Origin of the sequence: Synechococcus sp. O70.1, from assembly GCF_047462215.1 — a bacterium.
Lineage (GTDB): Bacteria > Cyanobacteriota > Cyanobacteriia > Thermostichales > Thermostichaceae > Thermostichus.
In genome coordinates, this window is the sequence record NZ_JANSIT010000006.1 from 80561 (window position 1) to 105712 (window position 25152).

The following is a 25152-nucleotide window of genomic DNA, read 5'->3' on the forward strand; positions in this document are numbered from 1 at the left end:
GCCATTGCCCTGGTGGCACTGCGGCTGTAAGGACTACGTCCCGCTGACGCGAACGGAAGAGCTACGGGAACATGGTCTAATGGAGAATGTAAGGACTACGTCCCGCTGACGCGATCGGGGAAACCCTAGCGCCATGCAAGCCTTGGTCATTGGCTCCGGGGGACGGGAGCACGCTTTGGTCTGGAAGCTATTGCAGTCCCCTCAGGTGACTCGAGTCTACTGGGCTCCTGGCAACGGCGGCGCCCAGCAGATGGCCCGCTGTCAACCGGTGGCTTTGGCCGCCACAGACATCGATGGACTGGTGCGGTTTGCTACCGTGCAAGGGATCCGCCTGACGGTGGTGGGGCCGGAGCTGCCCTTGGTGGAGGGAATTGTGGACGCCTTTCAGGCAGCAGGGCTCCCCATTTTTGGCCCCAGTCGCGCCGCCGCCCAACTGGAGGGAAGCAAGCTCTGGGCTAAGCAACTGATGCAGGAAGCAGGGATCCCTACGGCTCCGGCTGTGGGCTTTGCCGACTTGTCTGAGGCGCTGGCCTACCTGGATTCAAGGACTCCGTCAGGCGAACGCAGCTATCCTGTCGTGATCAAAAAAGATGGGCTGGCCGCCGGCAAGGGGGTGACCGTTGCCCACAGCCGAGAAGAAGCCGTGCAGGCCCTAAAGGCGGCTCTGGCCAAGCCCGGCGAGCGGGTGCTCATCGAGGAGTTCCTCGCCGGCCAGGAGGTGTCGGTGCTGGCCCTGACGGATGGCCGGATCTGCCTGCCGCTGCTGCCTGCACAAGACTACAAGCGCCTTGGCGATGGCGATACTGGACCCAACACCGGCGGCATGGGGGCCCACGCCCCGGCAGATCACCTGGTCACCCCCAAGCTGCTGGCCCGCATCCAGGCGCAAGTGCTGGATCCTACCCTGCAGGCGCTGCAACAGCGGGGCATTCGCTACCAAGGGGTGATCTACGCTGGCCTGATGATTACGCCCAATGGGGATCCCTACGTCTTGGAGTACAACTGCCGCTTTGGGGATCCCGAAGCCCAGGTTATCCTGCCCCTCTTGGAAAACCCTCTGGACGAGGTGCTGCTGGCCTGCATCGAGGGGCGACTGGCCAATCTTCAGCTGCGGTGGAAGCCCGGCTATGCCGCCTGTGTGGTCATGGCCGCCCCCGGTTACCCCGACAGCTACGAGCGAGGGATCCCCCTTGCCGGCCTAGAGGCTGCCGCCGCCACCGGAGCCCTGGTGTTCCATGCCGGCACTCGCCAGGTGGGCAAGCAGCTTCTCAGCGAGGGTGGGCGTGTCCTCTGTCTTACCGGCCAAGGGGCAACGCTGGCAGAAGCGCTGCGCCAAGCCTATGCCGCTGTGGAGCAGGTGCAGTTCCCCAAAGCCCACTACCGCTCCGACATTGGCAGCCGCGCCCTCGGGCCGAAGGTCCGCCTAGGTGTGGTGCCCGATCCGTAGGCAGATCATGGCCCCAGAGAGGTCGCTTCTCCAGGGCCCCTAAAGCAGTTTTTAAAAAAGCTTTGATACCTAAACCTTAGCTTCTCTGATGACGAGGCAGCAACGATAGTATCGAAATCTCAACTTTCCGTTGATTTTCTCAACAGTAGACAAGAAAGGGGCTTGCCGGAGTTTCTCCCAGCGAAGGCGCGATCCCTGAGCCTACAACCCAGATCCACAAGTTAAGGCTCAGCTACGGAGAGAACCAGCGGAAGTTCAAGGGATCCTCCCGCCAAAGCCAGCGAGGTGGGATCCCTAGCCCTTCCGTCAAGGCAGCGGGCCTTGGCCCGGCTCGAGGGTCGCAGTCGTAGAGGGTGGTGGTGTAGCGATAGGTGCGCGGCGGCCCACCCTTGAGCCGGATGCCGCTGATCTCAAAGAAGTAGGGTCGATTGGGCTGAATGGATCCCACCGAGTAGGTGAGGGTTTCTAGGCCAAAGGCGGGATCCCCAACCCGGATATCCCAAACCGGCACTGCCTCGCCGGTAAGGGTATCGGTGATGCGGATCTGGGCCTGGCTGAGGTCAGACAAGCCGCCGCGGCTAGGCACCGAGAAAGACCAGCGGTAGGCGGACAAAGGCTGGCCGGAAAACCCCTCGAGGCGGTACAGGTAGCCGTCTCTTTCTGGGAAAGCAATAAACTCAGGATCCGGTACCGACTCGTCAAAGCCGAAGATCCAATTGGCATTGGCCTGAGTTACCCGTCCGGCCCGCGGGTCGAAGACAATGCCGTAGGCTCCTTGGGCATACTGGGGATAGAGGTTCCAGCGGCGGTGACCCACATCTACAAAGTTCTCTCGGCCCGGCTCGGCAAAGTAGATATCTACCTGGCGGGCCAGCACCCGCCCTGGGTCAGAGCCGTTCAGCTCCAGAATTGGGCCAATGGCCAGGTTGCTGAAGCGGGCTCCTGCCTCTCCGGCGGGAGTCAAGCAGCGCCAAGAGGGAGGGGGCTGGTGGCTGAGGGCGCCATTGGCCACCTGCAGCAGGGCCGCCTGCTGAGCGGCCTCCAAGAATTCGGGATTGAGCTTCACCGGCGGCAACTTGTGCAACAGCCGCAGAAAGTTCAACCGATCCATCATCTTCTGGGCTGCTGCGGGGGTGAGGCGACCGGGATTGCAGATGGCAGCCTGAGGCTGCTCGGCGTAGATGGGACCAGCAAAGGTGCGGGTTTGGCGATCCAACTGGCAAAGAAAGCTAGCAATTGGCAGCTCCCCTGCCCGGGGAGGCTCTGGAGCCGTGGGGGATCCCTCCCCGTTGCAGGCCGTCAAGAGACCAAGGCAGAGCAGAACGACCAGCCCTACTCCCCACCGCTGCTTTAAGCCAAGCAGCCGCTGCCAGCGCATGCAAAACTATCGGCCAGCGGGAGTGGGGGTGGGAGTGAGGCTAGGGGGGCTAACCGTGCTGCCGCTGCCCCCGTCGCAGGCAGACAACAGCCCTAGGCACAGGAACAGAGCCAGGGTGCTCAAGAGCTTGCCGGTTCCTGGGGTAGGTTGGAGTGTAGCCATAGTAACAAATCTCCAAGACGCCGCTGGGTTTGACTCCGTTTTATCCCATAGGGGGGAGTGCCAAGGCTCCTGTCGTAGTGCTGCCACGGATCCCCGCACCTATTTGTCTTGGCTGCCGAATCTGGCTGCTCAAGGGATGATCTGAAACTCCAGGTTGTGGGTCTGGAGCAGGTCGATTGTCTCGTGGTTGGTGATGTTGGTGTCAGCCAGCTCCAGGTTGTAGAAGTCGATAAACTCCTCGCCGTCGAAGTAGGGGCCAGCGTGCCAGGTGCCCAGCTCCAGTTTGATGAAGCAGTCGCCAGCCACTCGAAAAGCTTGAATCCCGTCCACCTGTAGCTCGTCGGCAGGCGGCGCGACGGCGATGAACCACTCCTTGCCGTGCAGGGATCCCAGGCACGGGGTGCAACGGGTGTGGCGGGTTATTTGGCTGAACTTGAGGCCAGGACGGAGCAAGCGCATGAGGTAAAAGCGGGGCTGGCCCTGATTCAAAACCAACTGGGCATCTTAGCTGTCGAAAGGCTTGTCGTCGGGAGCAGGGTAGATCGCCTGCCCGTAAGGGGCAAAGTTTTCCGCTTCAACCAGAGGTGCCTTCAGTTGGCGTAGTTGGCTACTCACCCTGCTTGTCTCCTCTTTGGCCAGCTTTTACCCCTGAGAAGGGATCTCAGCAGGTTAAGATGCCGGCAGTAGAATTGGGTGGAAAACTTAGCCCTTGGCAGAGTCCATGGCCATGCGGCGGGATTTACAAGAGCTGGTCATTTCCCCTTTTCTGGTGGAAAACCTTTCTGGGGTACCCATAGCCTGGCTGTACCGACCTCGGCCTATCCGTCGCTGGAAAGACTGGCTGCGCCAGTTCTCCGCCTTTTGGAATCTGCTGGGCCTGCTGTTGGTGCTGGATTTGTTCTGCCGTTTCTTGACCTTTTGGTCAGGGGGATCCCTGCTGACCTTGGTGGGGCGAATTTTGATCCCTGGCCTGCGCAGCAGTTGGGAAAGTTGGCTGGTGGAATGGGGAATCCTGGCAGCCATTGCCGCTTTGGGCCAAGCCTATTGGATTTTCCGCAGCCGCCGCATGCCGCTCTTGCTGAACTTGCTAGAAGAAGTAGATCGCTACAATCGGCTCATTCAAGCCATTCACATCAACGATGAATTGGTAGAGGCGGGCAATCCTGAGGCCAAGCTGCCCCAGCGGGATCAGATCATCGAGGCTCTGAAGCTGACTCGCAGCGACCTAATCCGCGCCTTGAAAACTGAACGGATCTTGCGGCAGAACAAAGACTTTATTGAGCAGCAAAGGGAGTTCTTCGGCGACGAGCTGGCAGCTCTGACTGCGCTCCAGCTAAGAGAACAGGCCAGCGAACAGTCGCAGCTTTTGGATGCTGCTTTGCAAATTGCCTTGCAGGTGCGCTCCCAACTAAGCCAACTGCAGAACCGGGGAGCAAATCGTTCCCAAGACAAAGATCAAGCTTTAGACAAAGCTCAAGACAAAAAAGATTAAAGCGAAGACACAAGTTACAGCTATTTCGACCAGGATACTGCACTGATATTGAAGTAACCAAAGCCTTGGACTACGGGAAAGTTGTTGTGAGGCTCTTTGTCGCCTTGATCTCCACTTTGGGAGAGGGTTCAGATCTGCCTGGAAAAGCGCTGGAGACTGTCGCGAAGCCCAGGGATCTTCCTTCTCGGCAACGCCCTAAAAAATGCCCTGACTCAGCAGCTTAGCCAAGCGCTCCAGGCCCTTTTTGACCTGTCGGGAAACGGTAACGGCACTGATCCCCAGCCGCTCTGCTGTTTCTTTTTGGGTGAGGTCGTAGAAGAAAACAAATTCCAAAATCTGTCGGGTGCGCTCCTCCAGCTTGGCCAAGGCATTTTGCAGACGGATGCGATCTTCTTCGGCCAGTTGAAAACTGCGGTAGCGCTGATCGGGAATGGTATCCCCTAGAGCAACGCTGTCTTCTTCAACCTGTACGGGAGCATCTAGGCTGAGCAAAAGGCTGTTTTGTTGGGCCAGCTGCAGCTCTCGCCATTCCTGCTCTGTTAGGTTGAGGGCTTCCCTCACCTCCGCCTCAGAGGGAGGACGGCCCAACTCTTGTCTCAGGCGCGCAATTACCTTCTTGGCCTGTCGCTGCAGGGTGGTCCAGCGGCGAGGGAGCCGCACTGCCGGGCTTTTGTCTCGCAGGTAGTGCTGAATTTCTCCGCGAATGTAGGGCATGGCAAAGGAGCTGAAGGCCAGGCCGCGGCTGACGTCGAAGCGCTCGATGGCCTGAATTAGGCCTAGGCAGCCGACTTGTACTAGGTCGTCGTATCCCTCCTTGCATTGGTTCCGCCAGTAGTGGGCCTCTTTGCGCACCAATCCTAGGTTTAGCTCCACCAGTCGATTGCGCAGGGCCGGATCCCGAGTTTGCTGGTACAGCCGCAACAGCTCGAAGGTTTGGGTTTTAACATCTCCAGGTCTAGATGCCCTAGGCGCGCGCCCAGTCGGGGATCCAGAACTGCCCATGCTGGATTTGGCCGAAGAGGGAGAGGCTGGGCTCGTCGGTGGTCTTGGGAAGTCAGGATCCTCGAGAGGAGTCTGCTGCGGAGCCATTACTATAGAAACTGCTTTTCTTTGACCAATTGAGCTAGAGCCCCTCAAGGCTGGATCGGCGGCCAAGCAGCTCAAAAGCAGGGGGTGCAAAGCGATACCGATTTTCTGCCGTTGGGCTCAACTGCGATCTACAAGCAGGTCGAGTTAAGTTGTAGCCATAAGAATGCTACCAGGTGTTAGCAGGAACACAATTTTGAGATTTGCTAGGATACTGAAGTGCCCTCAGTTTGACCAGCTTTTCCGCGGCAGTCAACACCCTTCTCCCGGAAACCCTCCGTCTTCGGTGGAAGGTCGGATTGCTATTGCCGGTGTGTCCTCTGGGGTACTCTGGAACTCAGGAAGCAGACGGTGGAGCTGTTCGCGTCAGGGGCGTTGGGCTTTCCTCTAGTCCTCATTCGCGACAGGGGTGCGCTCTCAGGAAGGCTGCAAAACTCGGTTCACCGCGAATGGGATCGAAATAGGGTTCAGAGACAAGCAGCGGGTGGTAGCGTTCCGGCTGCAGCCGCAGAGCTTGCTCTAGGGCTTGGAGGGCCTGGGGCACTTGGCCTTCCCAGGCGCAGCAGCAGGCTTTAGCATAGTGGGCCTCTGCATTGTCAGGATCCAGCTCCACGGCCCGGTCAAAGCTCTGGAGGGCGAGCCTGTAGAGGTTCAAGTCCATCAGCACCAAGCCGCGCTGCAGCCAGAGCTGGGAGCGCTGGGGATCCTGGGCTAGAGCGCGGTCGTAGCTGTTGAGAGCTTCCATGCAGTTGCCCAGGCGGTGATGGGCAAAGGCGTGGCCGGCCCAGAGAGAGGCCGACTCCAATCCCAGTTGCAGGGCTTGCTCGTAGCTGGCCAGAGCCTCGGCGTAGCGCTCCAGGTGCACCAGAGCCAGCCCGCGACTTTGCCAAACCCGGGGATCGCTGGGGTTGAGGGCCAGGGCCTTGTCGTAGCTGTTCACGGCTTCCTGCCATCGCTCTAGAGAGGCCAAGGTCAGCCCGCGCAGATGCCACGCTTCCGCGCTGTCGGGGCGGAGGGTGAGAGCCTGCTCGTAGGCGCGCAGCGCCTCTTGGTAACGGCCCAGTTGCCGCAGCGTGTTGGCCTGGTTAAAGCGGGCCTCAAAAAAATCCGGCTTTAGGTGCAAAGCCCGCTCGTAGCTGGCCAGCGCTTCCTGATGACGGCCAAGATCGTCCAGAAGAGAACCTCGGTTGTTCCAAGCTTCGGGAAAGTCCGGCTTCAGCTCTAGGGCGCGGTCGTAGCTGGCCAGGGCGGCTTGCGCCTGCCCCAGTTGGTCGAGGGCGGTGGCGCGGTTGTACCAGGCAATGGGATCCCGTGGCCGGTCTGCCACTGCCTGCTCGAAGGGCTGCAGTTGGGCTGCCTGTTCCGCCGTAAGGGCAGAGAGGTCAACCGCCGTTGCCGGCAAAACAGCTTCTGGAGGAGCAGCCCGCCGCTGCCGCCGCAGCCCCCAGGCCCAGCCTCCCACTAGGAGCAACAGACCCACCCCTAGTACCAGCGCGCCCAGGTCAGTTGAGGCGGTTGCAAGCGGCATGACCCTACATCATCACCAGAAAGGGCAGGGGATCGCTAGGTCCTGCTGGCGAGATCAGCTCAATGCGCTTTTCGCCGGGGTAGGTGCTGGGATCGATCTCAAAGGTAACCGTCAGCGCCTCGGCACTAGCTTGCACCGGCTCTTGGGAGCGCCCCAAGGGATCCCCAAAGCTAACCCGGATCCCCTTGCCCGCCGGGCTGACCCGGATCTCGGTTACCTGATCCAGATGAGATCCCTCCAGGGTACAGACGATGATATCTCCCACAAAGGCCTCCCGCGGCCAACCACGCCGCACGATGGGTCTAGGCATAGTGTTGCTCCCACGGTCTACTTCACCCCAAAACGGCTTTGATGACACAGGGGTTCCGCCATCACCGGCTGCCACCCCTCCAGAGAAGAGGCGGTTTGGGGAAGAGGAACAGCAGGTGCTCGCAGCAACACCTGGCTGTCTGAACCTACACTAACCAAGCGGGGCATTTCTCCAAGGCTGTCAGCGACGGCAAACAGCACCCGTCCTCTTGCCTTGGGATCCCAGCCTAGCAGCTCCGCATAGGCCAAGGCCGGTGGCGGATCCCAGATTTGCACTGGCGGGATCTCGGTTGAGTCTGCCGGCAAAGGCCAGATCACCGCCCGATCCCAGCTTAAGTCTGTCTGGAGCCAGCCCGAGGACTCCTTCACTAGCAAAGTCTTCTCCTGCCAAGCCATGGGCAGGAGCACAGCAAAATCCAGCGGATCCTCAGGAGTACCCCCAGCTACCGAGGTTTGGTAGAGAACCTGCAGAGAGCGGCTACGGGTGTTTTCGGCAAACAACAGGCTGGTCAGCTGGCCTCCGGAGGGGGTGACAACCCAATTTAGCCGCGTGTACACCTGCCAGTGGGAATCCGGAGCCACGAGGGGCTGGCTGCGCAGCAGGCCCACCAGCGTACACTGCCGCTCCTGTGCCTTTTCCTGCAAGTCGTACACCCACTCCCACGGGATGGGTAAAGGCGAAGGGGAGGAGCTCTCTGGGGCAGCCGTCGCTATGACAGGGCTCCCCCCTGCCCAGCCGATCCAAACCGCCGCCAGGGCCCTCCCCAGTTGCCCCAGCCAGTTTCCCCTGAGCCGGCCCCCCATTTGCCCAACCCTCCGCCTTAGCTGCTGGCTAGGACTTCGCTGACAGCCGCACCTGGATCGACCGGCTGTGGGCGGGTAACCCCTCAGCTTGCGCCAGGGCTTGAATGGCGCCGGCCACCTCTTGCAGGGCTGCTGAGCCGTACTGGATTAGGCTGGAGTGTTTCAGGAAGGTTTCTACCCCCAGCGCCGAGGCGTAGCGGGCTGCCCCTGCCGTGGGCAAGGTGTGGCTGGGCCCAGCTAGGTAATCCCCCACCGCCTCTGGGGTGAAGTGTCCCAAGAAGATGGCCCCCGCATGGCGAATTGCGTCCAACAGGGCCCAGGGATCCGCCACCTGAAGCTCCAGGTGCTCCGGCGCAAACTGGTTGGACAAGTTGACCGCCGTGGCCAGATCGGGCACCACCCCAATCAGCCCGTAGTTGGCCACTGCCTTTTCCACCAGGAGGCGATGGGGATGCTCCTCGAGCTGCCTGACCACCGCCTGCTGCACCTGTTGGGCCAGCCGGAGGTCGGGAGTGAGCAGGATAGCCGCCGCTAGGGGATCATGCTCGGCTTGGGCCAGGAGATCGGCGGCAACGTAGAGGGGGTTGGCGCTCTCATCGGCAATGATCAACACCTCCGAGGGCCCGGCCAGGGAGTCGATGCCTACCGTGCCATACACCAGCTTTTTGGCCAGGGTTACGTAGATGTTGCCGGGGCCGGCGATCACGTCCACCTTGGGGATGGTCTCGGTTCCGTAGGCCAGCGCTGCAATGGCCTGGGCCCCGCCGACGCGATAGATGGTGTGGATGCCCACTTCTTGGGCAGCGACCAGAATGGCTGGGTTAATTCCCTTGCCCCCTAGGCCGTCCGATCCCGGCGGGGTCACCATGACAATTTCCGGCACCCCTGCCACCTTGGCAGGAATGGCGTTCATCAACACCGTACTGGGATAGGCGGCGCGACCCCCCGGAATGTAGAGGCCAGCGCGATCCACCGGGCGGTACTGCTTGCCCAAAACAATCTCGGGGCCAGGAAAGCTTACCCAACTGCTGGGCACCCGCTGCCGGTGGAAGGCTTCGATGCGCTGTTTGGCTAGGCGCAGGGCCGAGAGCAGTTGCGGCGATACCGCCTGGTAGGCCGCCTCCAGCTCCGCCCCCGAGACCCTTAGGTCGGCAACGCTCAGCTCCACCTGGTCAAACTCTGCCGTGTAGGCCAGCAGGGCCCGATCCCCTTGGCGGCGTACTGTCTGCAGGATCTCCCGCACAGTTGCCTCGCGATGCAGGTTTTGGTCTGCCTGGGTGCGCTCCGAGATCCGTCTGAGCTCGGCTTCGGCCTCGGTTAGCTGGGTAACAATTCTCAGCATGGCAACTCCTTTGCCTGGCGTACCGTAGGCAGAGAGCGAGAGAGCCGGCGGCAGAGGGGCTTTTCCTGCCCTGGCCTCCCGGGCTCCCAGAGAGGGATCCCGTCTGCGCCTAGGGCGCTCCACAGGGGCTATGGTCATAGCTTAGCCTGGATCTTCCGCTCCAAAGAACCCCGCTCCTGCTCCAGCCCTATTCAGAGAAATGAGGCATCTCCCATTAGCAGCCAGAACCTCCAAAGCTGGGAACTGTCCCAGGAAGTATTAATTTGTGTTAGGACTATATCACAGTGAGCTATGGCAAAGCTAAAACAGTTGTGGACAAGTCAGTCGCCTGCAGCGATTGCTAACCATGCCCACATCTACTCAGCTTCCCGAAGAGCAAGCCCTCCAGCCTTCGGTGGCCCAGGAGCCCTTCTTGGGGCTGCTGTGGGATCTGGCGCGGGCCTACCAAGCTTTTGAGAACTACGCCGCCGCTCACATCCGCCAGACGGGGCTAACTCCTCCCCAATTTGAGGTCTTGGTAACCCTCGGCAACACCCCTGGCCTGACGATGAACGTCCTGGCTGAGAAAACGCTAGTTACCAAAGGGACGCTGACCGGGATCGTGGATCGCCTGGAACAAAAGGGGCTGGTGCGCCGCGAGGTGCCGCCGGAAAACCGCCGCTGCTTCAGGATTGTGCTCACCGAAGCGGGGGAAAAACTGTTTGCGCAAGTCTTCCCAGCCCACGTGGCTTACCTAAGGGAGCGCTTTCAGAAGTTGGATCCGGAAGAGATAGCCCAGATCCAGGCCTGCCTAAAAAAGCTGCAGTCTATTTTCAATCTCCCTCAGGGGCAGACCGAGAGTTGTTGAGAAGGCCTTCTGCCTACCCTAAAACCCAGAGCACAAAGACGACACCTAGAGTAACGGCGGCAAAGAGGGTGTAGCTAATCCGGCGCAGCGGCTGCAGTTGCATAGCATGCAGCTCCTTGAGCCAACTCAACCCCAGGGACTCCACGAAGCGATCCAGCACCGCCTGCATGGGGTAGGCGTAAACGGATCCCTGCTCTTTGAAGTTCACCAGCACAACTAGCAGCGTGGCGTAGCCCCAGAGGAGACCCCAGAGCGCAGCACTCAACCCAATCAAGATGGGCTCAAGCATTGCAAGCATTACACTTCTTTATCTTTGTGGGGGTGTACCTGCTGCTTGTGTTAAGGGGACGGAGTTTTTTGGAGTGAGGGAATTGATCCCCCTTGAGGCTACCTTCCTCAGGCAGCAGCCTAGAGAGGAGCTCCCGACGGCTCCTAAGGGTCGGCTTTGCTAGCTCTCTTCTGCCCCTTTAAACTGGGAGTACCTGCTCAAAGCTACCCTGTGTCAATCCTCATGAGTTCTCGCTACCTGCTGCCCCCCGCTGAGTCCAAATCTGTCGGCACCGCCTATCTTCTCTGGGCATTGGGCATCTTCGGCATCTGTGGTGTCCATCGCCTTTACCTGGGCAAGATGGGCACAGGCATTCTCTGGCTTTTCACCTTTGGCCTGTTGGGAATTGGCCAGTTGATTGACCTGTTTTTGATCCCGGGCATGGTGGACAACTACAACCTTAAGCTAGCCGTCCTGCAGGGATCCCGGCCTTCCTCGCCTCCGGCAAAAACTGTCTCAGCACCCCCGCAGCCCCTCAAAGGTCAGGCTTTGATGCGGGAAATCCTACGGCTAGCCCAGCGTCGCCAGGGGATCCTCACCCTCTCGGAGATTGCCATCGAACTGCCTGCCGACTTTGACGAGATTGAAAAGGCGCTGCGAGAGCTGAGCCGACGGGGCATCGCCTCCCCCGAGAACAACCTAGCCACCGGCGCAGTGGAATATCACTTCCCTCACCTGTTGCGCTCCCCTGGCGAACCCCGCTCCCTTTGACCACGCCCTACTGGGATCCCAGGATGCCGCGCTGTTTGGCCAGCCGCATCGCCCGGCGAAAGGCTAGCAACCCCAGGCTAAAGTAGAAAATGCCGCTGGCCAGAGCTACAAGCAGCCGCAGGGGATCCAGACCTGCATCCCGTACCATTACGTCTCGCAGCAGGCCGGCCCCTGCCGTCATGGGCAGCATCTGCCCTAACCACTTCCGAGCTCCCGACCACTCCTCCGTGGGGGTAGCCAGGAGAAAGAGGAGGCCAAACTGGCTCAGGATCAGCAGTTGTTGAATGCGCTTCCAGATTAAGGCAGCGGATCCCAGTAAAAACGAGAAGCCATAGGCCCCCAGCACCACGCTCAAAAGCGGCAGCACCAAGCTGGGGGGAAAGCGCAGCCGGCTGCCCGTGAGCAACAAAATGATCCCCAAAATGACGACGACGATGGCAAGGCGCAACACCAAGCTGGCACAAGCCCGGGCTAAAAAAAGCGTGGCTGCGGAAAACGGCGAGAGCAACACCTGCTCTAGCGTCCCTGTTTGGGCTTCCACCTGCAGGTTGAGAGCAATGTCGTTCACCACAAAAATGACCAGCGTCCAGAGCACATAGCCAATCACCACCGCATCCAGCCGTTCGCCAAACTGGGAGGCTGGCCCTGCCACATACTGAGCGCCGGCAAAAAGGGCATAGAAGAAAAAGGTGGTGATGAGGATCCCGCCCAGGGCTTCTGCCGGATAGCGGATGTACTGGGTCCAGGTGCGCTTTAGCTCCGCCCAAAACAGGTACAGCAGTGGCCTCATCCCTGCTTCTTTTCCCTTTTCAGCAGCTTGAGAAAAATGTGGGTGAGATCGGCTTCCTCTCGCTTGACGCTGAGCAGGGGCAAGGGCTTGAGGATCTCTAGCACTTGATACAAAGCCTCCGAGAAGCCCCTAAACCGCAACTGATGAGAGCTGAGAATCTCCACCCCTTGCTGGGCTAGGCGTTCCGCCCGGCTGGGATCCAGCTCCTGTTCCAACTCAATCCGATAAGTACCGGCTGCGCTGGCAAACTGCCGGATCAACTCCTGCGTGGGGGCCTGGACGAGAATCGTTCCTCGCTCGATTACAGCCACTTGGTTCGAGAGCGCCTCAGCTACGTCCAGTTGGTGTGTGGTGAGGAGAATGGCCCGACCCGAAGCAGCAATTTGGCGGATGAGGGATTTCACCGCTTGCGCTGCCTCCACGTCCAACCCCAAGGTGGGCTCATCCAACAACAGCAGAGCTGGCTGGTGCAGGAGGGCAACGGCAATGGCCACCTTCTGCTGCATGCCGCGGGAAAGGGTTTGCACAGCAACCTCCCCTTTCTCCCCCAGGCCCAAGGTCTCCAACAGCTCTAGCCCCCGTTGCCGAGCAGTTTTAGGGGACAGCCCCCGCAGCACGCCAAAGTACTCCAAGTTTTGCAAGGGGGTCAGCCGCCAGTAGAGGTTGCGGTTGCCTTCCAGCACCGCCCCCACCTGGACCAGCGCTCCAGGCTCAGTGTGGGGATCCCGCCCTAGGATGCGCACGCTGCCGGCATCAGGCCGGATCAGACCAGCGATGATCTTGATGGTGGTGGTCTTGCCTGCCCCGTTGGGCCCCAGAAAAGCCAGGATCTCCCCTGCTGCTAGCGTTAGGGAGACATCCACCACCGCCTGCACTTGCTTGCCTCCCTGCCGGTAGGTCTTCTGGAGGTGATACACTTCGAGAACCTTCATGAGACAGGGTCTAGGGAGGCGTTGGGAGCCCGGCTTCCGTCTGGGTCAAGGCCAGGCTCATCTTGTCTAGCCACTGCAAAAGGTTTTCCAGTTGCTGCGCTGGCGCCAGCATTCCCAGCCCCCGCACCGTAACCTTGCCCGGCTGGTAAACCAAGCGAGACTGCACATGAGCTGGCAGGGCTTCCTTAAGACGGTTCCAGGCCGGCTCCTCCATGGAGGTTTCCAAAATAACATGCTCTTTGGCGGGCCTGATGCGGGAAAAGCCCAGGGTGCGGGCCAAAATCTTCAGCTCCATCACCCGCAGCAGTTCCTGGGCAGGCTTGGGCAGGGGGCCAAAGCGGTCTTGCCATTCCTGCGCTATTTGGGAAAGCTCCAGGCGCGATCCGGCAGCCGCCACTTGGCGATAAGCCTGCATTTTTTGCTCTTCGTTAGGGATATAGCTCTGGGGAATCATAGCCGTAACGTTGAGGTCGATCTGGGTGTCCTCCACCTGCGGGATCTTCTGGCCGCGAATTTCTTGGATGACCTCCTGCAGCATTTCTAGATAGAGATCAAGGCCCACCGCATTGACTTGTCCCGATTGCTCCGTTCCCAGCAAATTGCCAATGCCGCGAATTTCCATATCCCGCAGGGCCAACTGGTAGCCAGAGCCCAGTTGGGTAAATTCTTGAATGGCCTGTAGGCGTTTGCGGGCCTCCTCGGTGAGGATCCCATCCTCTCGGTAGAACAGCCAAGCATGGGCTTGGATCCCAGCCCGGCCCACCCGCCCTCGCAATTGGTAGAGCTGGGCCAACCCAAACTCCTGGGCATTTTCGATCAAAATGGTGTTGACACGAGGAATGTCCAAGCCGGATTCAATAATGGTGGTGCAGACCAGGATATCGATTTCGCCATTGTTAAAAGCCAGCATGGTCGCTTCCAGCTCCCCTTCCGGCATCTGCCCATGAGCAATGGCAATGCGAGCGCCGGGCACCCATTCCCGCAATTTGGCAGTGGTTTCTTCGATCCTTTCAATGCGGTTGACGACGTAAAAGACTTGCCCGCCGCGATCTAACTCCTGGCGGATGGCTGTGCGAATGACCTCAGGGTTGTAGGGAGAAAGGTGAGTTTTAATCGGGCGCCGCGACGGAGGCGGAGTTTGGATCAAGCTCATTTCCCTCAACCCTGACAGGGCCATATACAGCGTGCGGGGAATAGGGGTAGCCGTAAGGGTGAGCACATCCACCTGGGTTTTGAGGAGCTTAATCTTCTCTTTTTGGTTGACGCCAAAGCGATGCTCCTCGTCAATCACCAAGAGGCCCAAATCGCGAAATTGCACGTCTTTGCCCAAAAGTTGGTGGGTGCCTACAATTACGTCCAGCTCGCCGCTTTTAAGCCGGGCCAGGATCTCTTTTTTCTCCTCGGGAGTGCGGAAGCGGTTGAGCAACCCCACTTGAATGGGGTAGGGGGCAAAGCGCTCTTTGAGAGTGTGGTAGTGCTGCTGGGTGAGAATAGTGGTTGGCGCTAGAAGAGCTACCTGCTTGCCGGCGGTTACGGCCTTAAAGATGGCGCGGATGGCCACCTCCGTTTTGCCAAAGCCCACATCGCCACACAGCAGTCTATCCATGGGGCGAGGGGACTCCATATCCCGCTTGATCTCCTGGACAGCGCGAATTTGGTCCGGCGTCAGGGGGTAGGGAAAAGACTCCTCAAACTCCTGCTGCCAAGGGGAATCTGGGGGGAAGGCGTAGCCCTCCTGTTCAGCCCGTTTGGCGTAGAGCTGCAGGAGATCAAAGGCCACTTTTTTCAGACTCTTTTTGACTTTTTGTTTGGTCTTTTCCCAGGTGCTGCCGGACATTTTGTGCAGGGCAGGTGGCCCATCGCTGCTAGCCCGGTAGCGCGAGAGGGAGTTGACTTGGTCGGCAGCCACCCGCAGCAGGCCGTCGCTGTATTGAATAACGAGGTACTCCCGGGTTTCGCCGCCGATGGTGAGGCTTTCCAAGCGCAGGAACTGGCCAATGCCATGGGCCCTGTGAACGACAAAATCCCCCGGCTTGAGCAGGTTGGGATCCACCTGGCGAGAGCTGGCCTGGCGGCGCTTGCGCACATAGGTGGGAGTGGCGAGGCTGTGCTGGCCGAAAAACTCCCGGTCGGTGAGCACTACCCACCCCAGCGTGGGCAGCAGGAACCCCTCCAGCTCAGCCAAGCCGGAGTACTTCAGGGCCACTGGCGTGTAGGACTGAAGCTGGCGTTCAATGGCTGGAAAATCTTTGGGGTTGGGCACGTACTGGGCCGGGCAGTCGTGTTCTTGCAGCAAGGCCACCGTGCGGGAGGGCTGGGCGGAGAGGATCCACACCCGCAACTGCTGCTTGCGGTACTCGCGCAGGGTTTTGGCCAGGGATCCAAACTGGTGGGGAGCGGCAGGGACAGGCCGGCTTTTGAGGTCAAGGGCCGCTTCAACCTCGCCGGCAGGGGCAAAAGCCCGGGCCAACAGGCGGGGGAAGGGATCCCAGTCGGGAGCCGCAAGATCAAAGGGACGGTGGAAGGGCACTAGAGCCGGCTCAGCAGCTTGGGCCAACTGCCACTGCTCCTGGGCGTGGTCTAGCCACTGCCGGCTGTGGGCCTGGCACTGCTCTGGCTCGTCGATCAGGATCAAGGTATTGGGATCCAAATAGCTCAGCAGGCTGGCCGGCGGATCGTAAAGTAGGCCCAGAAAGCGGCGCAAGCCCTCTGGGGGAGGGGACGACTGCTCCAACTGCTGCCGCAGACCCTGGGAAAGCTGATCGGCTTTTTCCTGTAGAGCCGGCCAGAGGATAGGCCCGTAGCCAGTGGGAGTTAGCCAGACATAGGGGATCCCGTCTTGAGAGCGCTGGCTGACCGGGTCAAACTCCCGCAGCCGCTCCAGTTCATTGCCAAACCACTCCAGGCGCACCGGCCATTCGCAGGCCACCGGGAAAATATCGAGAATATCGCCCCTCTGGCTCCACTGCCCCTCGCTTTCCACCAGGCTTACCCGCTGATAACCTAGACGACTCAACTGCTGCCCCAACTGCTGCGGCGACAGCTCCGCGCCGGGCTCCAGCTTGAGGCAGAAAGACTGGAACACCTCTGGTGGGGGAAGGTGGGGTTGTATGGCCCGCTCCGTGGCCACAATGGCCATGCCCTTTCTGCCCTGGAGACAGTCGGCCAGCACCTGGAATTGTCCCCACACCAACTCTGGCTCCAGGTCAAACGGCTCATAGGGGGAAGCCTCGGAGGTGGGATAAAGCTGCACGCTCTCCCAGCCCATGCCCTCCAGTTGGGCTGTCCAGCGGCCCGCCTCTTCCAGCGTGGCGGTAACCACCAATAGGGATCTTCCTTCCTGCTGGGCCAAAGCCGAGGCGATCAACCCCTTGGCAATCCGCCCCCCTCCCTGCAAAGCAGCCCGTCGCTGGGATCTCAGCCGGGCGGCCAACTCTTGCACCAAGCCCGATTGGGCAAGAAAGTGCACCAGTGGGATAAACGACATCTTTCCACCGCAAACTGCAAACTCAAGCCGGGATCCCAATTCTGGCATTTGTAGCCGCTGGAAACCTCAACAAGCCCTTTCCGGAGTGGGAAAGTTAGTTGGCTACCAGCCTTGAGGCTGCCAGGCCGATGCTCCAGGGCTGAGATTTTTTGTATCCCATGTTACAGGAAAAAGCTGGCACTCCCAGGATTCTAAAGTTAACCTTTAGACTTGAACAGCCTGCGCGTTGTCTTGCCCAAGATGTAACCCTAGGAGCAGCAGAAAACAGCTCTCCTAAAGTTGTAAAGCTGTACTCATTACAACCCTCCAAGCTTAGGGACAATTATGTTTCTAGACACCGTCACCCTTTCTCGACTACAGTTTGCCCTCACGGCCATGTTTCATATGCTATGGCCGGTTTTAACAACAGGAATGTCCATCTATCTTGTTGTAATTGAGGGACTTTGGCTGAAAACTCGCAATCTAGATTACTATCGCCACGCTCGCTTCTGGTCAAAGATCTATGTGTTAAACTTTGGCCTTGGCGTGGCCTCAGGCTTGCCGATGGCCTTTCAGTTTGGCATGAACTGGGCCCCTTTTTCTGAGGCGGTGGGCGACTTCTTTGGAACCATCCTAGGATTTGAGGGCACGATGGCCTTTATGCTGGAGGCCAGCTTCCTGGGGATCATGCTGTTTGGCTGGGAGCGGGTGCCGCCAGTAATTCACTGGATCTCGACAATCTTAGTGGCCTTCGGTGCCAACCTCTCCACCTTTTGGATCCTGACGGCCAACTCCTGGCTGCAGACGCCGGCAGGGGGGGTATTTGTCGATGGGAAGTTCGTGGTACGTGACTACCTGCAGGCCATTTTCAATCCCTTCATGGTCAATAGCTTTCTGCACATGTTTTTTGCCACTTTGGAAACCTCTTTGTTTGTCATCGGTGGCATCAGCGCCTGGTACATTCTCAAGCGGCGGCACAGCGAGTTTTTTTCCCGCTCCTTCAAAGTGGCCCTAGTGATGGCGCTGGTGGTGGCCCCTCTGCAGGTGTTTATTGGCCACTTGAGCGCGGAGCAAGTGTATCGCTATCAACCGGCCAAGCTGGCGGCTATGGAGGCCCAGTGGGAGACGCTCCCCGCCGGCGAGAGGGCGGACTGGAGCCTGTTTGCCTTGCCCAATGAGCGTGAGGAGCGCAACGACTGGGAGGTGAAGATCCCCGGCGCGCTGGGCTACCTGCTCGAGTTCAAGCCCAGGCTGGATCGACCGGTGCAGGGCCTGAAAGCTTGGGATCCCCAAAATCGCCCTCACATGATTGGCCTCATCTACTACTCCTTTAGGACGATGGTGGCCATTGGCTTCTTTATGGCCGGGCTCGTGGGGGCTACCTTGATCCAGTGGTTGAGGGGCAAACTGTCGGCGGAGGCCCTTCCTCAGCAAAAGTGGCTGATGTGGGCTTGGGTCTTTGCCGGCCCCTTGGGCTACATTGCCGTCGAGGCTGGCTGGATTGTCCGCTGTGTTGGCCGGCAGCCCTGGATTGTGTACGGGCAACTGCGCACCGCAGAAGCGGCTTCCCCGCTGCCCCCCGGAGAGGTGCTGTTTTCCTTGGTCGGCCTAACTGCTTTGTACACCGTGTTTTTCGTGGCCGCTCTTTACTTCGGCAGCCGCATCATCCGCAAAGGGCCTAACCTGGAGCTGGCTGCCCCCGTTCCAGCAACCCAGCCGGTGATCGTGATCGAGCCTGCTCGCCACGAGCCGGATCGCCGTCCGGCGGAAGCTCGGTAGCGCCGCTGCCCAGGCGACATCGCAGTTGGAACTGTCTCGAACTGGCCTGGCTAGGAATACCTAAAGCGGAGGGAAGGACCATGGAATCTTTCGAGCCTTTGCAGCAGTTTCTGCCTCAAGTCTGGTTTTTTATCCTCGGTCTATTCCTCTTTCTCTATGTTCTGCTCGATGGATTTGACTTGGGGGTTGGCATCCTTTCCCTGACGGCTTCCAGCGAGACGCGCCGCAGCATTCTCATGACCAGCTTGGGCAATGTTTGGGATGCCAACGAGACGTGGCTGGTACTCATGGGGGGATCCCTATTTGGAGCCTTTCCCCTCGCCTACGCCACCATCCTCAATGCCCTCTACATTCCGCTGGTGATCATGGTGGTGGGCCTGATCTTGCGGGCTGTCTCTTTCGAGTTTCGGGAGAACGCCAACAACAAGCTGGTCTGGAACCTCGCCTTCGGGGTGGGCAGCTTTTTGGCAGCCTTGGGCCAGGGGTTTGCCTTGGGCAGCGTCTTCGAAGGGATCCGGGTGGACGAAGCCGGCCACTTTGCCGGCAGCCCCTGGGACTGGCTGACCTGGCGCACGGTGCTGGTGGCTCTTACCCTGATCCAGGGGTATGTTTTGATCGGCTCTGCTTACTTGATTGTGAAAACCACGGGGGAAATCCAGAAAACCTATTACAGGACAGCCACCATCGCCACGTGGACAACTTTGCTGGGGGCAGTGTTTATTACCATCAGCACCCCCATTATGTCGGAGCAGGCGCGCTCCCAGCTTTTCTCGCCGCCTCTTTTCTATATCTTTGCTGCAATCCCCCTTTTGGGGCTTTTGTTGGTGGCTCTGTTGCTGCGCAGCTTGCGCCGCCGAGAAGAAAATAGCCCTTTGGTTTACACCTTCCTCATTTTTGCCCTTTCTTTTATCGGCTTGGGGTTCATGATTTTCCCCAACATCATTCCTCCCAGCGTCACCATCTACGAGGCGGCAGCCTCTCCCAGTTCGCTGGTGTTTATGCTCACCTTTATTGGCTTTTTGATCCCGGTGATCTTGTCCTACAACATCTACAACTACGTGGTGTTCCGGGGCAAGATTGTAGTGCAAGAAACAGCGGCAGAAGAGGCCAAAGTTCCAGAGCCAGTTTAGGTTGGCCCAGAGTCGAAGGAATAACCCCGCCCATATGCCAGGCGGGGCAATTTTATTAGAGGCTCACCCAGCGAGGCTCTCACTCCCGCTTGAGCCACTGCCGGATCTGCTCGGCAGCCACGTCGCGACTTCCCAAGCCAAAAGCCAAAGCCACAGCCACGGCAATGGCGCCCAGCACCAGGCCAAAGGCCAGCACCACAATATCGGTGGCTACGCCCATCTGCTGCAAGGCCATGGCGCCAACCAGAACCAAAATGGCCACCCGCGCCGCCTGCGCCAGCACTCCTGAGGAGGGGTTGCCGAGACTCTTAACCATGGAATGGGCCCAATTCGCCAGGTAAAGACCGATCCCAAACACCAAAGCGCCGATGAGCACCCGCCCGGAAATGACCAACAGCCCCTCCACGATGTCGGTCAAAGCAGCAAACTGCAGCAGCTCCACGGCTGGCACTGCCCCGAGCAAGACCACGCCCACCCAGACCACCAAGCCAGCAATCTCAGAGGGAGTGCGCCGCTTCACCAAGGTTGAGGGATCCCCTTCGGCGGCGGGAGCTTCAGGAGCAGGGGCCGAGGGCAAACCAAGGCCGGCAGCCAAGCGGTCGAAACCGATTGCCTGCAGCAACTGGGTCACCAAGCCAGCCAAAAACTGCCCCAGCCAGTAGAACACGGCCAGGATGAGAGCAGATCCTGCAATCCGGGGGATGGCCCGCAACACCTGCTCCAGCATCGCCACCGCTGGATCGGAGATGGCCCGGATTTCCAGGGCCTTGAGGGCGGCAATCACTGCCGGGATCAACACCAAGACGTAGGCCACTGTGCCCACCGTTTGGGCCAGCTGGGGAATGCCAAAGCGTGCCCCCAAGCGGTTAGCTCCCGCTGCCACCAACAAATTGGAAACGATCCCACGCACGATGCGAGCTAGAAACCAGCCCACCACACCGATGATGAGCGCTCCCAAAATGCGGGGTACCATCGACAGGATTTGATCCAGCAGGTTTTGCACTGGCTGCAGCGGCCCCCGCAGGTTCAGCGTGTCCAGGATAAGCGGTAGAAAGAACAAGAAGATCAACCAGTAGAGGGCGTCGCCCAGAGCTTCATTCAAGAGAAAGGGGGCGACCTCAGCGCCTCCCTCCGGCTTGGCAGCAGTTCCTTCCGCAGCCGCCTCCGGTTGGAGGGGTTGAGCCAGCCGCTCATCCAAGTTAAAGCGCCGCAGCCCTTGGATAACTGCCAGCCGGGCAACGGTGGCCACCGCCCAGCCCACCCCTAGCAGCACCAGCGCCCCGCCCAGCCGCGGCAGATAGGCGAAAATCTCTCCCAAAAACTTGTTGAGCGGATCGGAGACAGCCTGAAGCTGGAGAGCATTCAGCACCGCTACCACCACAAAAGCCAGGATAATCCAGTAAACAGCAGCAGCCACCCAGCGCTCAGTTTGCGGCGGCCTCTCGCCGGGCCTTTGGCCCATAATCCAGGTGGCCAAGCGGTTACCAAGCTGCGTCCGTTTGAGCAGCCCCCGAACGCCGAAAGCCACCGCCGTGGCCACGATCCAACCCAGAACTAGAATGACAAGCGCCGCCAGTAGATTGGGCACGAAATCAATGACTCTAGCCCGAAGGTTGACAACAAAAGAGACGGCTTCATTGCGAAGGTCGTTTGCAGGGGTTTCCATGATTACCCTCACAGCATGAGATGTTCAAAAGAGTAGGTTAGCCTGAAGCCCTTCTTTGGGCAAGCTGGCTTGGGAGAAAGCCTCAAGCGTCAAGCAGAAACGCTGAGTCTTGCAACAAAGCTTTACATCCATTCCCAGGATGCCGATGGTTAACCAAAGCTCCAGGGCAAAAGTTCAAGGTTCAGGTGTATAGAGGAAAACTTTTGCTTTAGAACCCTTTGCTTCTCCTCACTTAAATTGGTTTTTTCCAATACACCAGCCCATCCTCTCCGTTGTAATAGCCCTTGCGGCGTCCCAGCAATTGAAACCCTGCCGATTCATAGAGGCGGATGGCGGCCTGGTTAGAAGCCCTCACCTCCAACGTGGCCCAGCGACAGCCTGCTGCCCTGGCTTGGCTCAACAGCTCCTCCAGGATCCTTCGACCCAAACCACGCCGCCGATGGGTAGGATCCACCGCCAACGAGATGATGTGGGCTTCTTCTTCGATGCGCCAGAGGATGCCAAAGCCCACCAGCGTCCCTGGCGAGGAAAGCAGGGATCCGCAAGCGCCTGCAGGTTCTGCCACAGCCCCAATCACCAGGCTGGTGGGTCGTTCCAGCTCGGCCCGGTAGCCCTGTTCTCCCCAGTGCCCGCCATAACAGCGGCGATCCAGCTCTAGCAACTGGGGCAGGGCGGCAATGTCAAGCACCTGCAGCCGGTAGCCCATGGAGCTTAGTCTCGCCCTTTGCAGAACTCAGCCAGCCACAACTGCCCAAAGAGCTGGAGCTTGCAGCCGATCCCTCTCAACACCGCGGAGCGCTCCTGGGGGTCAAGATACTGGGCTACCGCTGCATGGCCGCCTCAGGGCTTGGAGGGCTGGAGAAAAGGTGGGCGCTTGGCTCATGACTGCGGATACCAGAGGGATTCGAGGGTGTGGACAAGGGCCGCTGCCTGCTGCGGCGAAGGGGCAGTGGGCAGACAGACGGTAACATGGCCCAGCTTGCGCCCGGGGCGGGCGGGGGTCTTGTGGTACCAATGCACGGTGGCATTGGGGATCTCCGCCAGGCGCTGCCGCTTCTCGGCATAGTCGCTGGTGGAGTGCTCGTAGCCCAAGAGGTTGACCATCACCGCCCCCCCACACTTGAGGGAGGGATCCCCCAAGGGAAGGCCAAGGATGGCCCGCAGATGTTGCTCAAACTGCGAGGTGTAGCAGGCTTCCAGGGTGTAGTGGCCGGAGTTGTGAACCCGCGGCGAGATCTCGTTGATCCAGATCCCAGCCTTGGGATGAGGCGGCGGCACCCAGAACAACTCGATGCCGAACACCCCTACCGCTTCTAGCTTTTCCATCACCTTAACTGCCAAGTCCCGGATCTCGGCCTCGACCGTTGGGGGGATGCGGGCAGGCACGAGGACGTGGCGACAGATTTGGTTAACCTGAACAGTCTCCACTACGGGGTAGACCCGGATCTCCCCCGTCAGCCCCCGCGCCACCATCACCGCCAGCTCCCGCTCAAAGGGGATCCACTCTTCCACAAGCAGCGGGATCCCCCTGTACTCGGCAAGGGTCTGTTGCAAAGCCGCGCGGTCGGGCAAGATGCGGGTGCCCTTTCCGTCGTAGCCCTGCCGCCGCCGCTTGAGCACCAAGGGAAAGCTCAGGCTAGATAGATCTGCCGTCTCTGCCGGCCAAAAAGACGGCACCGGCAACCCCAGCTCTGCCAGAAACTGCCGCTGGCGCAACTTGTCTAGCAATGGCTCCAGGGTGCTAAGGCGAGGGCAAAAGCGGGATTCTTCCGGATCCAGCCTTTTTAGCTCCGGCAGCAGGATGAACTCGTTTTCAAAAGTTACCACCGGGCAGCGCTGCAATAGCTGGGCTGTAGCCTGGGTGTCGGTTACAGCGCCCCAAACTACCCCATCGGCCACCGCCACTGCCGGATCGGTGGGGGCAGCCGCCTGCACCATCAGCGGAATCCCCAGGGAGCGGGCCGCCAAAGCCAACATCTGCGCCAACTGCCCCCCGCCGATTACCCCTACGGGCTGCATCTGGGTTTGGGACTTCACTTCTATACTGAGAGGAGAAGCACCGTCTAGTCTACCGCCCTTGGCCCCTACCTCTAGGGCAAGGAAAAGCACTGTGGAGTCATCCAAGCTAAAAGAACTCATCGACCGGGCTTTGCAGGACAAGATCCTCACCCGCGCCGAGCAACAAGAAATCCTCCAGGCAGTTACCGCCGATTCCCAGGTCTCACCGGAAGAACACGAACTGCTGGACATGATTGTGGAGAGCCTCAACAGCGGCGAGATTCGCGCCGTGGATTGATTCCTTTTCTAGTCTTGCCCAAAAGTAAGTGGCAGCTTGGAAGCAAGCAGTTGTCAGCGCAGCTCCAAAGGGCTGGGATAGACTGGAGATCCCCTGGCTCTATCTAGCATGCTGCCGCCATGAGTTCTCGCTCCTCAGACTGGTTTACGCGGGCACGTCACTTCTTTTACGGCACAGCCACTGCCCTGGTGGAGCTCCTGGAGGATCCCCAGAAGCGCGCCGAAAGTTTCGGCCGTCTTTCTGGCGACTGGGCGGCGCTGGCTGCAGAGCTGGAGCAAAAAGGAGAGCAGATTGAGCAAGAGGCTGTTCGCTACCTTAAAAGCCTCCGCCATGAAGCCACCAAGGCTCCTGGCCCAGCCGTAGAGAGCCAAACACCGGCCCCCCAGAGCGGCTCCCCAACCGCCACCATCTCCAAAGAAGAAATGGGCGAACTGATGGAGCTGATCCACCAGATTGAGTCCTTGCGCCTGGAGCTAGAGCGGTTGCGCACGGAACCCTGCTCGGATGCTGGCCTTTCTGCTTGATCCCAACGCCCGTGCGGTTTGACGTTGTTACCCTTTTCCCAGAGTTTTTTGAATCGCCCTTGCGCATTGGCTTGGTGGGCAAAGCCCTACGGCAAGGGATTGCTGAGGTTCATCTCACCAACCCGCGCGACTTTGCCGCCGATAAGCACCGCCGGGTCGACGATGAGCCCTATGGGGGCGGGGTAGGCATGGTGCTCAAGCCAGAGCCCTTTTTTGCTGCTGTCGCCTCCCTGCCTTGCCTGGATCCCCGCGAGATCATCTTGCTCACGCCCCAGGGACAACCCCTAAACCAAGCCCTGCTGCGGGAGCTGGCCCAAAAGGCCCAGCTCATCCTGCTCTGCGGCCAGTACGAAGGTTTTGACGAGCGGATCTGCCAGTATCTAGCCACTCGCGAGGTGTCGCTGGGGGATTTTGTGTTAACAGGGGGGGAGATCCCGGCACTGGCCTTGATCTACGGCGTGATCCGTCTCTTGCCTGGCACGGTTGGTAAGGTAGACTCTCTGAAGAAGGAGAGCTTTGAGGAGGGTCTGCTCGACTATCCTCAGTACACCCGCCCAGCCGAGTTTCTGGGGTACAAGGTGCCGCAGGTGCTCCTTTCAGGTAACCACGAGGCCATTGCCCGATGGCGTCTGCAGCAGCAGTTGGTGCGCACCTGGCAACGACGGCCGGATCTGCTGGCCAAACGTCCCCTCACCCCCGAAGAACAACAGTTGTTGGCCGAAGGCCTGGCCGAGCAGCGCACTGAGGTGGAGAAACAAGATGCGCGTGAACTGTCTCAACTCCCTTCTCAACCTTGCTGACCATGGGGCTAGGATTCTGGGGCTGCTGCTGGTGGGGATCCTGACCAGTTCTGGGCTTGCTCTAGCCCAAACTGGAAGTGGCAACGAGGCCATTTATCGCGACGGCAGAACCCCGCTGTTCAACGGCTCCAGCCTTGATATGAGTGATCTCTTCCGGGCTGCTGAACTCCTCTCCCGGCAGAGAGCTATCTCCCGCTGGGACAGCCGGGCGGCCATCGATGCCGCAGTGGAGCAGTTTAACCAATCCCGCCGTCGCCCCTTGCTGTTTTCGCCGGGAGCAGGGAGATCCAAAACCCCTCTTACTCGCTAACTTAGCTCCCCTCCTCAACCTAACC

25 protein-coding genes are annotated in these 25152 nt (G+C 59.6%); 10 read left to right on the forward strand and 15 right to left on the reverse strand.

The window, feature by feature from the left end; translation table 11 throughout:
* Window positions 1–133 precede the first annotated feature (133 nt).
* Window positions 134–1447 carry a phosphoribosylamine--glycine ligase gene (gene purD, locus NW833_RS05310; protein WP_414411789.1) on the forward strand — a complete coding sequence of 438 codons (1314 nt, stop codon included), beginning with the start codon at window positions 134–136 and terminating at the stop codon, window positions 1445–1447.
* Between the two features lie 232 nt (window positions 1448–1679).
* On the opposite strand, the gene NW833_RS05315 is transcribed toward purD, so the two are convergent.
* The 3 genes from NW833_RS05315 to NW833_RS05325 all read right to left on the reverse strand — a co-directional run bounded on the left by NW833_RS05315 (window position 1680) and on the right by NW833_RS05325 (window position 3476).
* Window positions 1680–2825, reverse strand: a complete 1146-nt coding sequence (locus NW833_RS05315; protein WP_414411790.1) for a CAP domain-containing protein — start codon at window positions 2823–2825, stop codon at window positions 1680–1682.
* 6 nt (window positions 2826–2831) lie between these two features.
* Entirely contained in the window at window positions 2832–2987 is a 156-nt protein-coding gene (locus NW833_RS05320) for a hypothetical protein (RefSeq protein WP_414394824.1), read from the reverse strand.
* A 129-nt stretch (window positions 2988–3116) separates the two neighbouring features.
* Entirely contained in the window at window positions 3117–3476 is a 360-nt protein-coding gene (locus NW833_RS05325) for an ureidoglycolate lyase (RefSeq protein ID WP_414411791.1), read from the reverse strand.
* A 220-nt stretch (window positions 3477–3696) separates the two neighbouring features.
* Here NW833_RS05325 and NW833_RS05330 point away from each other — a divergent pair, with 220 nt between their 5' ends.
* Window positions 3697–4479, forward strand: coding sequence for a hypothetical protein (locus tag NW833_RS05330; RefSeq protein ID WP_414411792.1), 783 nt, complete (start codon window positions 3697–3699; stop codon window positions 4477–4479).
* Between the two features lie 195 nt (window positions 4480–4674).
* Here the strand turns inward: NW833_RS05330 and NW833_RS05335 are convergent, their stop codons facing one another.
* From NW833_RS05335 to hisD, 5 genes are all read right to left on the reverse strand, one after another.
* A complete protein-coding gene (locus NW833_RS05335; RefSeq protein ID WP_414411793.1) occupies window positions 4675–5481 on the reverse strand; it encodes an RNA polymerase sigma factor SigF in 807 nt (268 codons plus the stop codon).
* 478 nt (window positions 5482–5959) lie between these two features.
* Window positions 5960–7093, reverse strand: a complete 1134-nt coding sequence (locus NW833_RS05340; RefSeq protein WP_414411794.1) for a tetratricopeptide repeat protein — start codon at window positions 7091–7093, stop codon at window positions 5960–5962.
* Between the two features lie 4 nt (window positions 7094–7097).
* Window positions 7098–7403 carry a hypothetical protein gene (locus tag NW833_RS05345; RefSeq protein WP_414396446.1) on the reverse strand — a complete coding sequence of 102 codons (306 nt, stop codon included), beginning with the start codon at window positions 7401–7403 and terminating at the stop codon, window positions 7098–7100.
* A 17-nt stretch (window positions 7404–7420) separates the two neighbouring features.
* Window positions 7421–8206 (reverse strand): hypothetical protein, encoded by a 786-nt coding sequence (locus NW833_RS05350; RefSeq protein WP_414411795.1) that lies wholly within the window; start codon window positions 8204–8206, stop codon window positions 7421–7423.
* Between the two features lie 28 nt (window positions 8207–8234).
* Window positions 8235–9548 carry a histidinol dehydrogenase gene (gene hisD, locus NW833_RS05355; protein WP_414411834.1) on the reverse strand — a complete coding sequence of 438 codons (1314 nt, stop codon included), beginning with the start codon at window positions 9546–9548 and terminating at the stop codon, window positions 8235–8237.
* Between the two features lie 346 nt (window positions 9549–9894).
* Here hisD and NW833_RS05360 point away from each other — a divergent pair, with 346 nt between their 5' ends.
* A complete protein-coding gene (locus NW833_RS05360) occupies window positions 9895–10395 on the forward strand; it encodes a MarR family winged helix-turn-helix transcriptional regulator (protein WP_414396453.1) in 501 nt (166 codons plus the stop codon).
* A gap of 13 nt (window positions 10396–10408) precedes the next feature.
* Here the strand turns inward: NW833_RS05360 and NW833_RS05365 are convergent, their stop codons facing one another.
* Window positions 10409–10693 carry a hypothetical protein gene (locus NW833_RS05365; protein WP_414396454.1) on the reverse strand — a complete coding sequence of 95 codons (285 nt, stop codon included), beginning with the start codon at window positions 10691–10693 and terminating at the stop codon, window positions 10409–10411.
* A 213-nt stretch (window positions 10694–10906) separates the two neighbouring features.
* Here NW833_RS05365 and NW833_RS05370 point away from each other — a divergent pair, with 213 nt between their 5' ends.
* On the forward strand, window positions 10907–11434 hold the full coding sequence (locus tag NW833_RS05370; RefSeq protein WP_414405880.1) for a TM2 domain-containing protein: 528 nt from the start codon (window positions 10907–10909) through the stop codon (window positions 11432–11434).
* A 7-nt stretch (window positions 11435–11441) separates the two neighbouring features.
* On the opposite strand, the gene NW833_RS05375 is transcribed toward NW833_RS05370, so the two are convergent.
* The 3 genes from NW833_RS05375 to mfd are packed head-to-tail and all read right to left on the reverse strand — an operon-like array spanning window position 11442 to window position 16643.
* Window positions 11442–12224 (reverse strand): ABC transporter permease, encoded by a 783-nt coding sequence (locus NW833_RS05375; protein ID WP_414411796.1) that lies wholly within the window; start codon window positions 12222–12224, stop codon window positions 11442–11444.
* Window positions 12221–13156, reverse strand: coding sequence for an ABC transporter ATP-binding protein (locus NW833_RS05380; RefSeq protein WP_414411797.1), 936 nt, complete (start codon window positions 13154–13156; stop codon window positions 12221–12223). The genes NW833_RS05375 and NW833_RS05380 overlap by 4 nt, the downstream gene beginning before the upstream one ends.
* A 10-nt stretch (window positions 13157–13166) precedes the next feature.
* Window positions 13167–16643, reverse strand: a complete 3477-nt coding sequence (gene mfd / locus NW833_RS05385; RefSeq protein WP_414411798.1) for a transcription-repair coupling factor — start codon at window positions 16641–16643, stop codon at window positions 13167–13169.
* A 324-nt stretch (window positions 16644–16967) separates the two neighbouring features.
* Here mfd and NW833_RS05390 point away from each other — a divergent pair, with 324 nt between their 5' ends.
* Window positions 16968–18401 (forward strand): cytochrome ubiquinol oxidase subunit I, encoded by a 1434-nt coding sequence (locus NW833_RS05390; RefSeq protein ID WP_414411799.1) that lies wholly within the window; start codon window positions 16968–16970, stop codon window positions 18399–18401.
* 80 nt (window positions 18402–18481) lie between these two features.
* A complete protein-coding gene (gene cydB / locus NW833_RS05395) occupies window positions 18482–19531 on the forward strand; it encodes a cytochrome d ubiquinol oxidase subunit II (RefSeq protein WP_414396468.1) in 1050 nt (349 codons plus the stop codon).
* Between the two features lie 79 nt (window positions 19532–19610).
* On the opposite strand, the gene NW833_RS05400 is transcribed toward cydB, so the two are convergent.
* From NW833_RS05400 to NW833_RS05410, 3 genes are all read right to left on the reverse strand, one after another.
* Window positions 19611–21197: a mechanosensitive ion channel gene (locus NW833_RS05400; protein WP_414396471.1), complete on the reverse strand. Its 1587-nt coding sequence runs from the start codon at window positions 21195–21197 to the stop codon at window positions 19611–19613.
* A 232-nt stretch (window positions 21198–21429) separates the two neighbouring features.
* A complete protein-coding gene (rimI, locus tag NW833_RS05405; protein WP_414411835.1) occupies window positions 21430–21927 on the reverse strand; it encodes a ribosomal protein S18-alanine N-acetyltransferase in 498 nt (165 codons plus the stop codon).
* Window positions 21928–22076: 149 nt separating this feature from the next.
* The gene (locus NW833_RS05410) at window positions 22077–23216 is read right to left on the reverse strand and encodes a 5-(carboxyamino)imidazole ribonucleotide synthase (protein WP_414411800.1); all 1140 of its coding nucleotides are present in this window, start codon (window positions 23214–23216) and stop codon (window positions 22077–22079) included.
* 91 nt (window positions 23217–23307) lie between these two features.
* Between NW833_RS05410 and NW833_RS05415 the strand changes: the two genes are divergently transcribed.
* The 4 genes from NW833_RS05415 to NW833_RS05430 all read left to right on the forward strand — a co-directional run bounded on the left by NW833_RS05415 (window position 23308) and on the right by NW833_RS05430 (window position 25127).
* Window positions 23308–23493: a hypothetical protein gene (locus tag NW833_RS05415; protein ID WP_414411801.1), complete on the forward strand. Its 186-nt coding sequence runs from the start codon at window positions 23308–23310 to the stop codon at window positions 23491–23493.
* Window positions 23494–23612: 119 nt separating this feature from the next.
* The gene (locus tag NW833_RS05420) at window positions 23613–24017 is read left to right on the forward strand and encodes a hypothetical protein (RefSeq protein ID WP_414405873.1); all 405 of its coding nucleotides are present in this window, start codon (window positions 23613–23615) and stop codon (window positions 24015–24017) included.
* Between the two features lie 11 nt (window positions 24018–24028).
* Window positions 24029–24817, forward strand: coding sequence for a tRNA (guanosine(37)-N1)-methyltransferase TrmD (gene trmD / locus NW833_RS05425; RefSeq protein ID WP_414396481.1), 789 nt, complete (start codon window positions 24029–24031; stop codon window positions 24815–24817).
* On the forward strand, window positions 24777–25127 hold the full coding sequence (locus NW833_RS05430; protein ID WP_414411802.1) for a hypothetical protein: 351 nt from the start codon (window positions 24777–24779) through the stop codon (window positions 25125–25127). The genes trmD and NW833_RS05430 overlap by 41 nt, the downstream gene beginning before the upstream one ends.
* Window positions 25128–25152 lie beyond the last annotated feature (25 nt).

What these genes read in the sequence shown, in the direction of transcription:
- purD (WP_414411789.1), top strand. Translation starts at nt 134, where the DNA reads ATGCAAGCCTTGGTCATTGGCTCCGGGGGACGGGAGCACGCTTTGGTC.
- NW833_RS05315 (WP_414411790.1), bottom strand. Translation starts at nt 2,825, where the DNA reads ATGCGCTGGCAGCGGCTGCTTGGCTTAAAGCAGCGGTGGGGAGTAGGG.
- NW833_RS05320 (WP_414394824.1), bottom strand. Translation starts at nt 2,987, where the DNA reads ATGGCTACACTCCAACCTACCCCAGGAACCGGCAAGCTCTTGAGCACC.
- NW833_RS05335 (WP_414411793.1), bottom strand. Translation starts at nt 5,481, where the DNA reads ATGGGCAGTTCTGGATCCCCGACTGGGCGCGCGCCTAGGGCATCTAGA.
- NW833_RS05340 (WP_414411794.1), bottom strand. Translation starts at nt 7,093, where the DNA reads ATGCCGCTTGCAACCGCCTCAACTGACCTGGGCGCGCTGGTACTAGGG.
- NW833_RS05345 (WP_414396446.1), bottom strand. Translation starts at nt 7,403, where the DNA reads ATGCCTAGACCCATCGTGCGGCGTGGTTGGCCGCGGGAGGCCTTTGTG.
- NW833_RS05350 (WP_414411795.1), bottom strand. Translation starts at nt 8,206, where the DNA reads ATGGGGGGCCGGCTCAGGGGAAACTGGCTGGGGCAACTGGGGAGGGCC.
- hisD (WP_414411834.1), bottom strand. Translation starts at nt 9,548, where the DNA reads ATGCTGAGAATTGTTACCCAGCTAACCGAGGCCGAAGCCGAGCTCAGA.
- NW833_RS05360 (WP_414396453.1), top strand. Translation starts at nt 9,895, where the DNA reads ATGCCCACATCTACTCAGCTTCCCGAAGAGCAAGCCCTCCAGCCTTCG.
- NW833_RS05365 (WP_414396454.1), bottom strand. Translation starts at nt 10,693, where the DNA reads ATGCTTGCAATGCTTGAGCCCATCTTGATTGGGTTGAGTGCTGCGCTC.
- NW833_RS05370 (WP_414405880.1), top strand. Translation starts at nt 10,907, where the DNA reads ATGAGTTCTCGCTACCTGCTGCCCCCCGCTGAGTCCAAATCTGTCGGC.
- NW833_RS05375 (WP_414411796.1), bottom strand. Translation starts at nt 12,224, where the DNA reads ATGAGGCCACTGCTGTACCTGTTTTGGGCGGAGCTAAAGCGCACCTGG.
- NW833_RS05380 (WP_414411797.1), bottom strand. Translation starts at nt 13,156, where the DNA reads ATGAAGGTTCTCGAAGTGTATCACCTCCAGAAGACCTACCGGCAGGGA.
- mfd (WP_414411798.1), bottom strand. Translation starts at nt 16,643, where the DNA reads ATGTCGTTTATCCCACTGGTGCACTTTCTTGCCCAATCGGGCTTGGTG.
- NW833_RS05390 (WP_414411799.1), top strand. Translation starts at nt 16,968, where the DNA reads ATGTTTCTAGACACCGTCACCCTTTCTCGACTACAGTTTGCCCTCACG.
- cydB (WP_414396468.1), top strand. Translation starts at nt 18,482, where the DNA reads ATGGAATCTTTCGAGCCTTTGCAGCAGTTTCTGCCTCAAGTCTGGTTT.
- NW833_RS05400 (WP_414396471.1), bottom strand. Translation starts at nt 21,197, where the DNA reads ATGGAAACCCCTGCAAACGACCTTCGCAATGAAGCCGTCTCTTTTGTT.
- NW833_RS05410 (WP_414411800.1), bottom strand. Translation starts at nt 23,216, where the DNA reads ATGCAGCCCGTAGGGGTAATCGGCGGGGGGCAGTTGGCGCAGATGTTG.
- NW833_RS05420 (WP_414405873.1), top strand. Translation starts at nt 23,613, where the DNA reads ATGAGTTCTCGCTCCTCAGACTGGTTTACGCGGGCACGTCACTTCTTT.
- NW833_RS05430 (WP_414411802.1), top strand. Translation starts at nt 24,777, where the DNA reads ATGCGCGTGAACTGTCTCAACTCCCTTCTCAACCTTGCTGACCATGGG.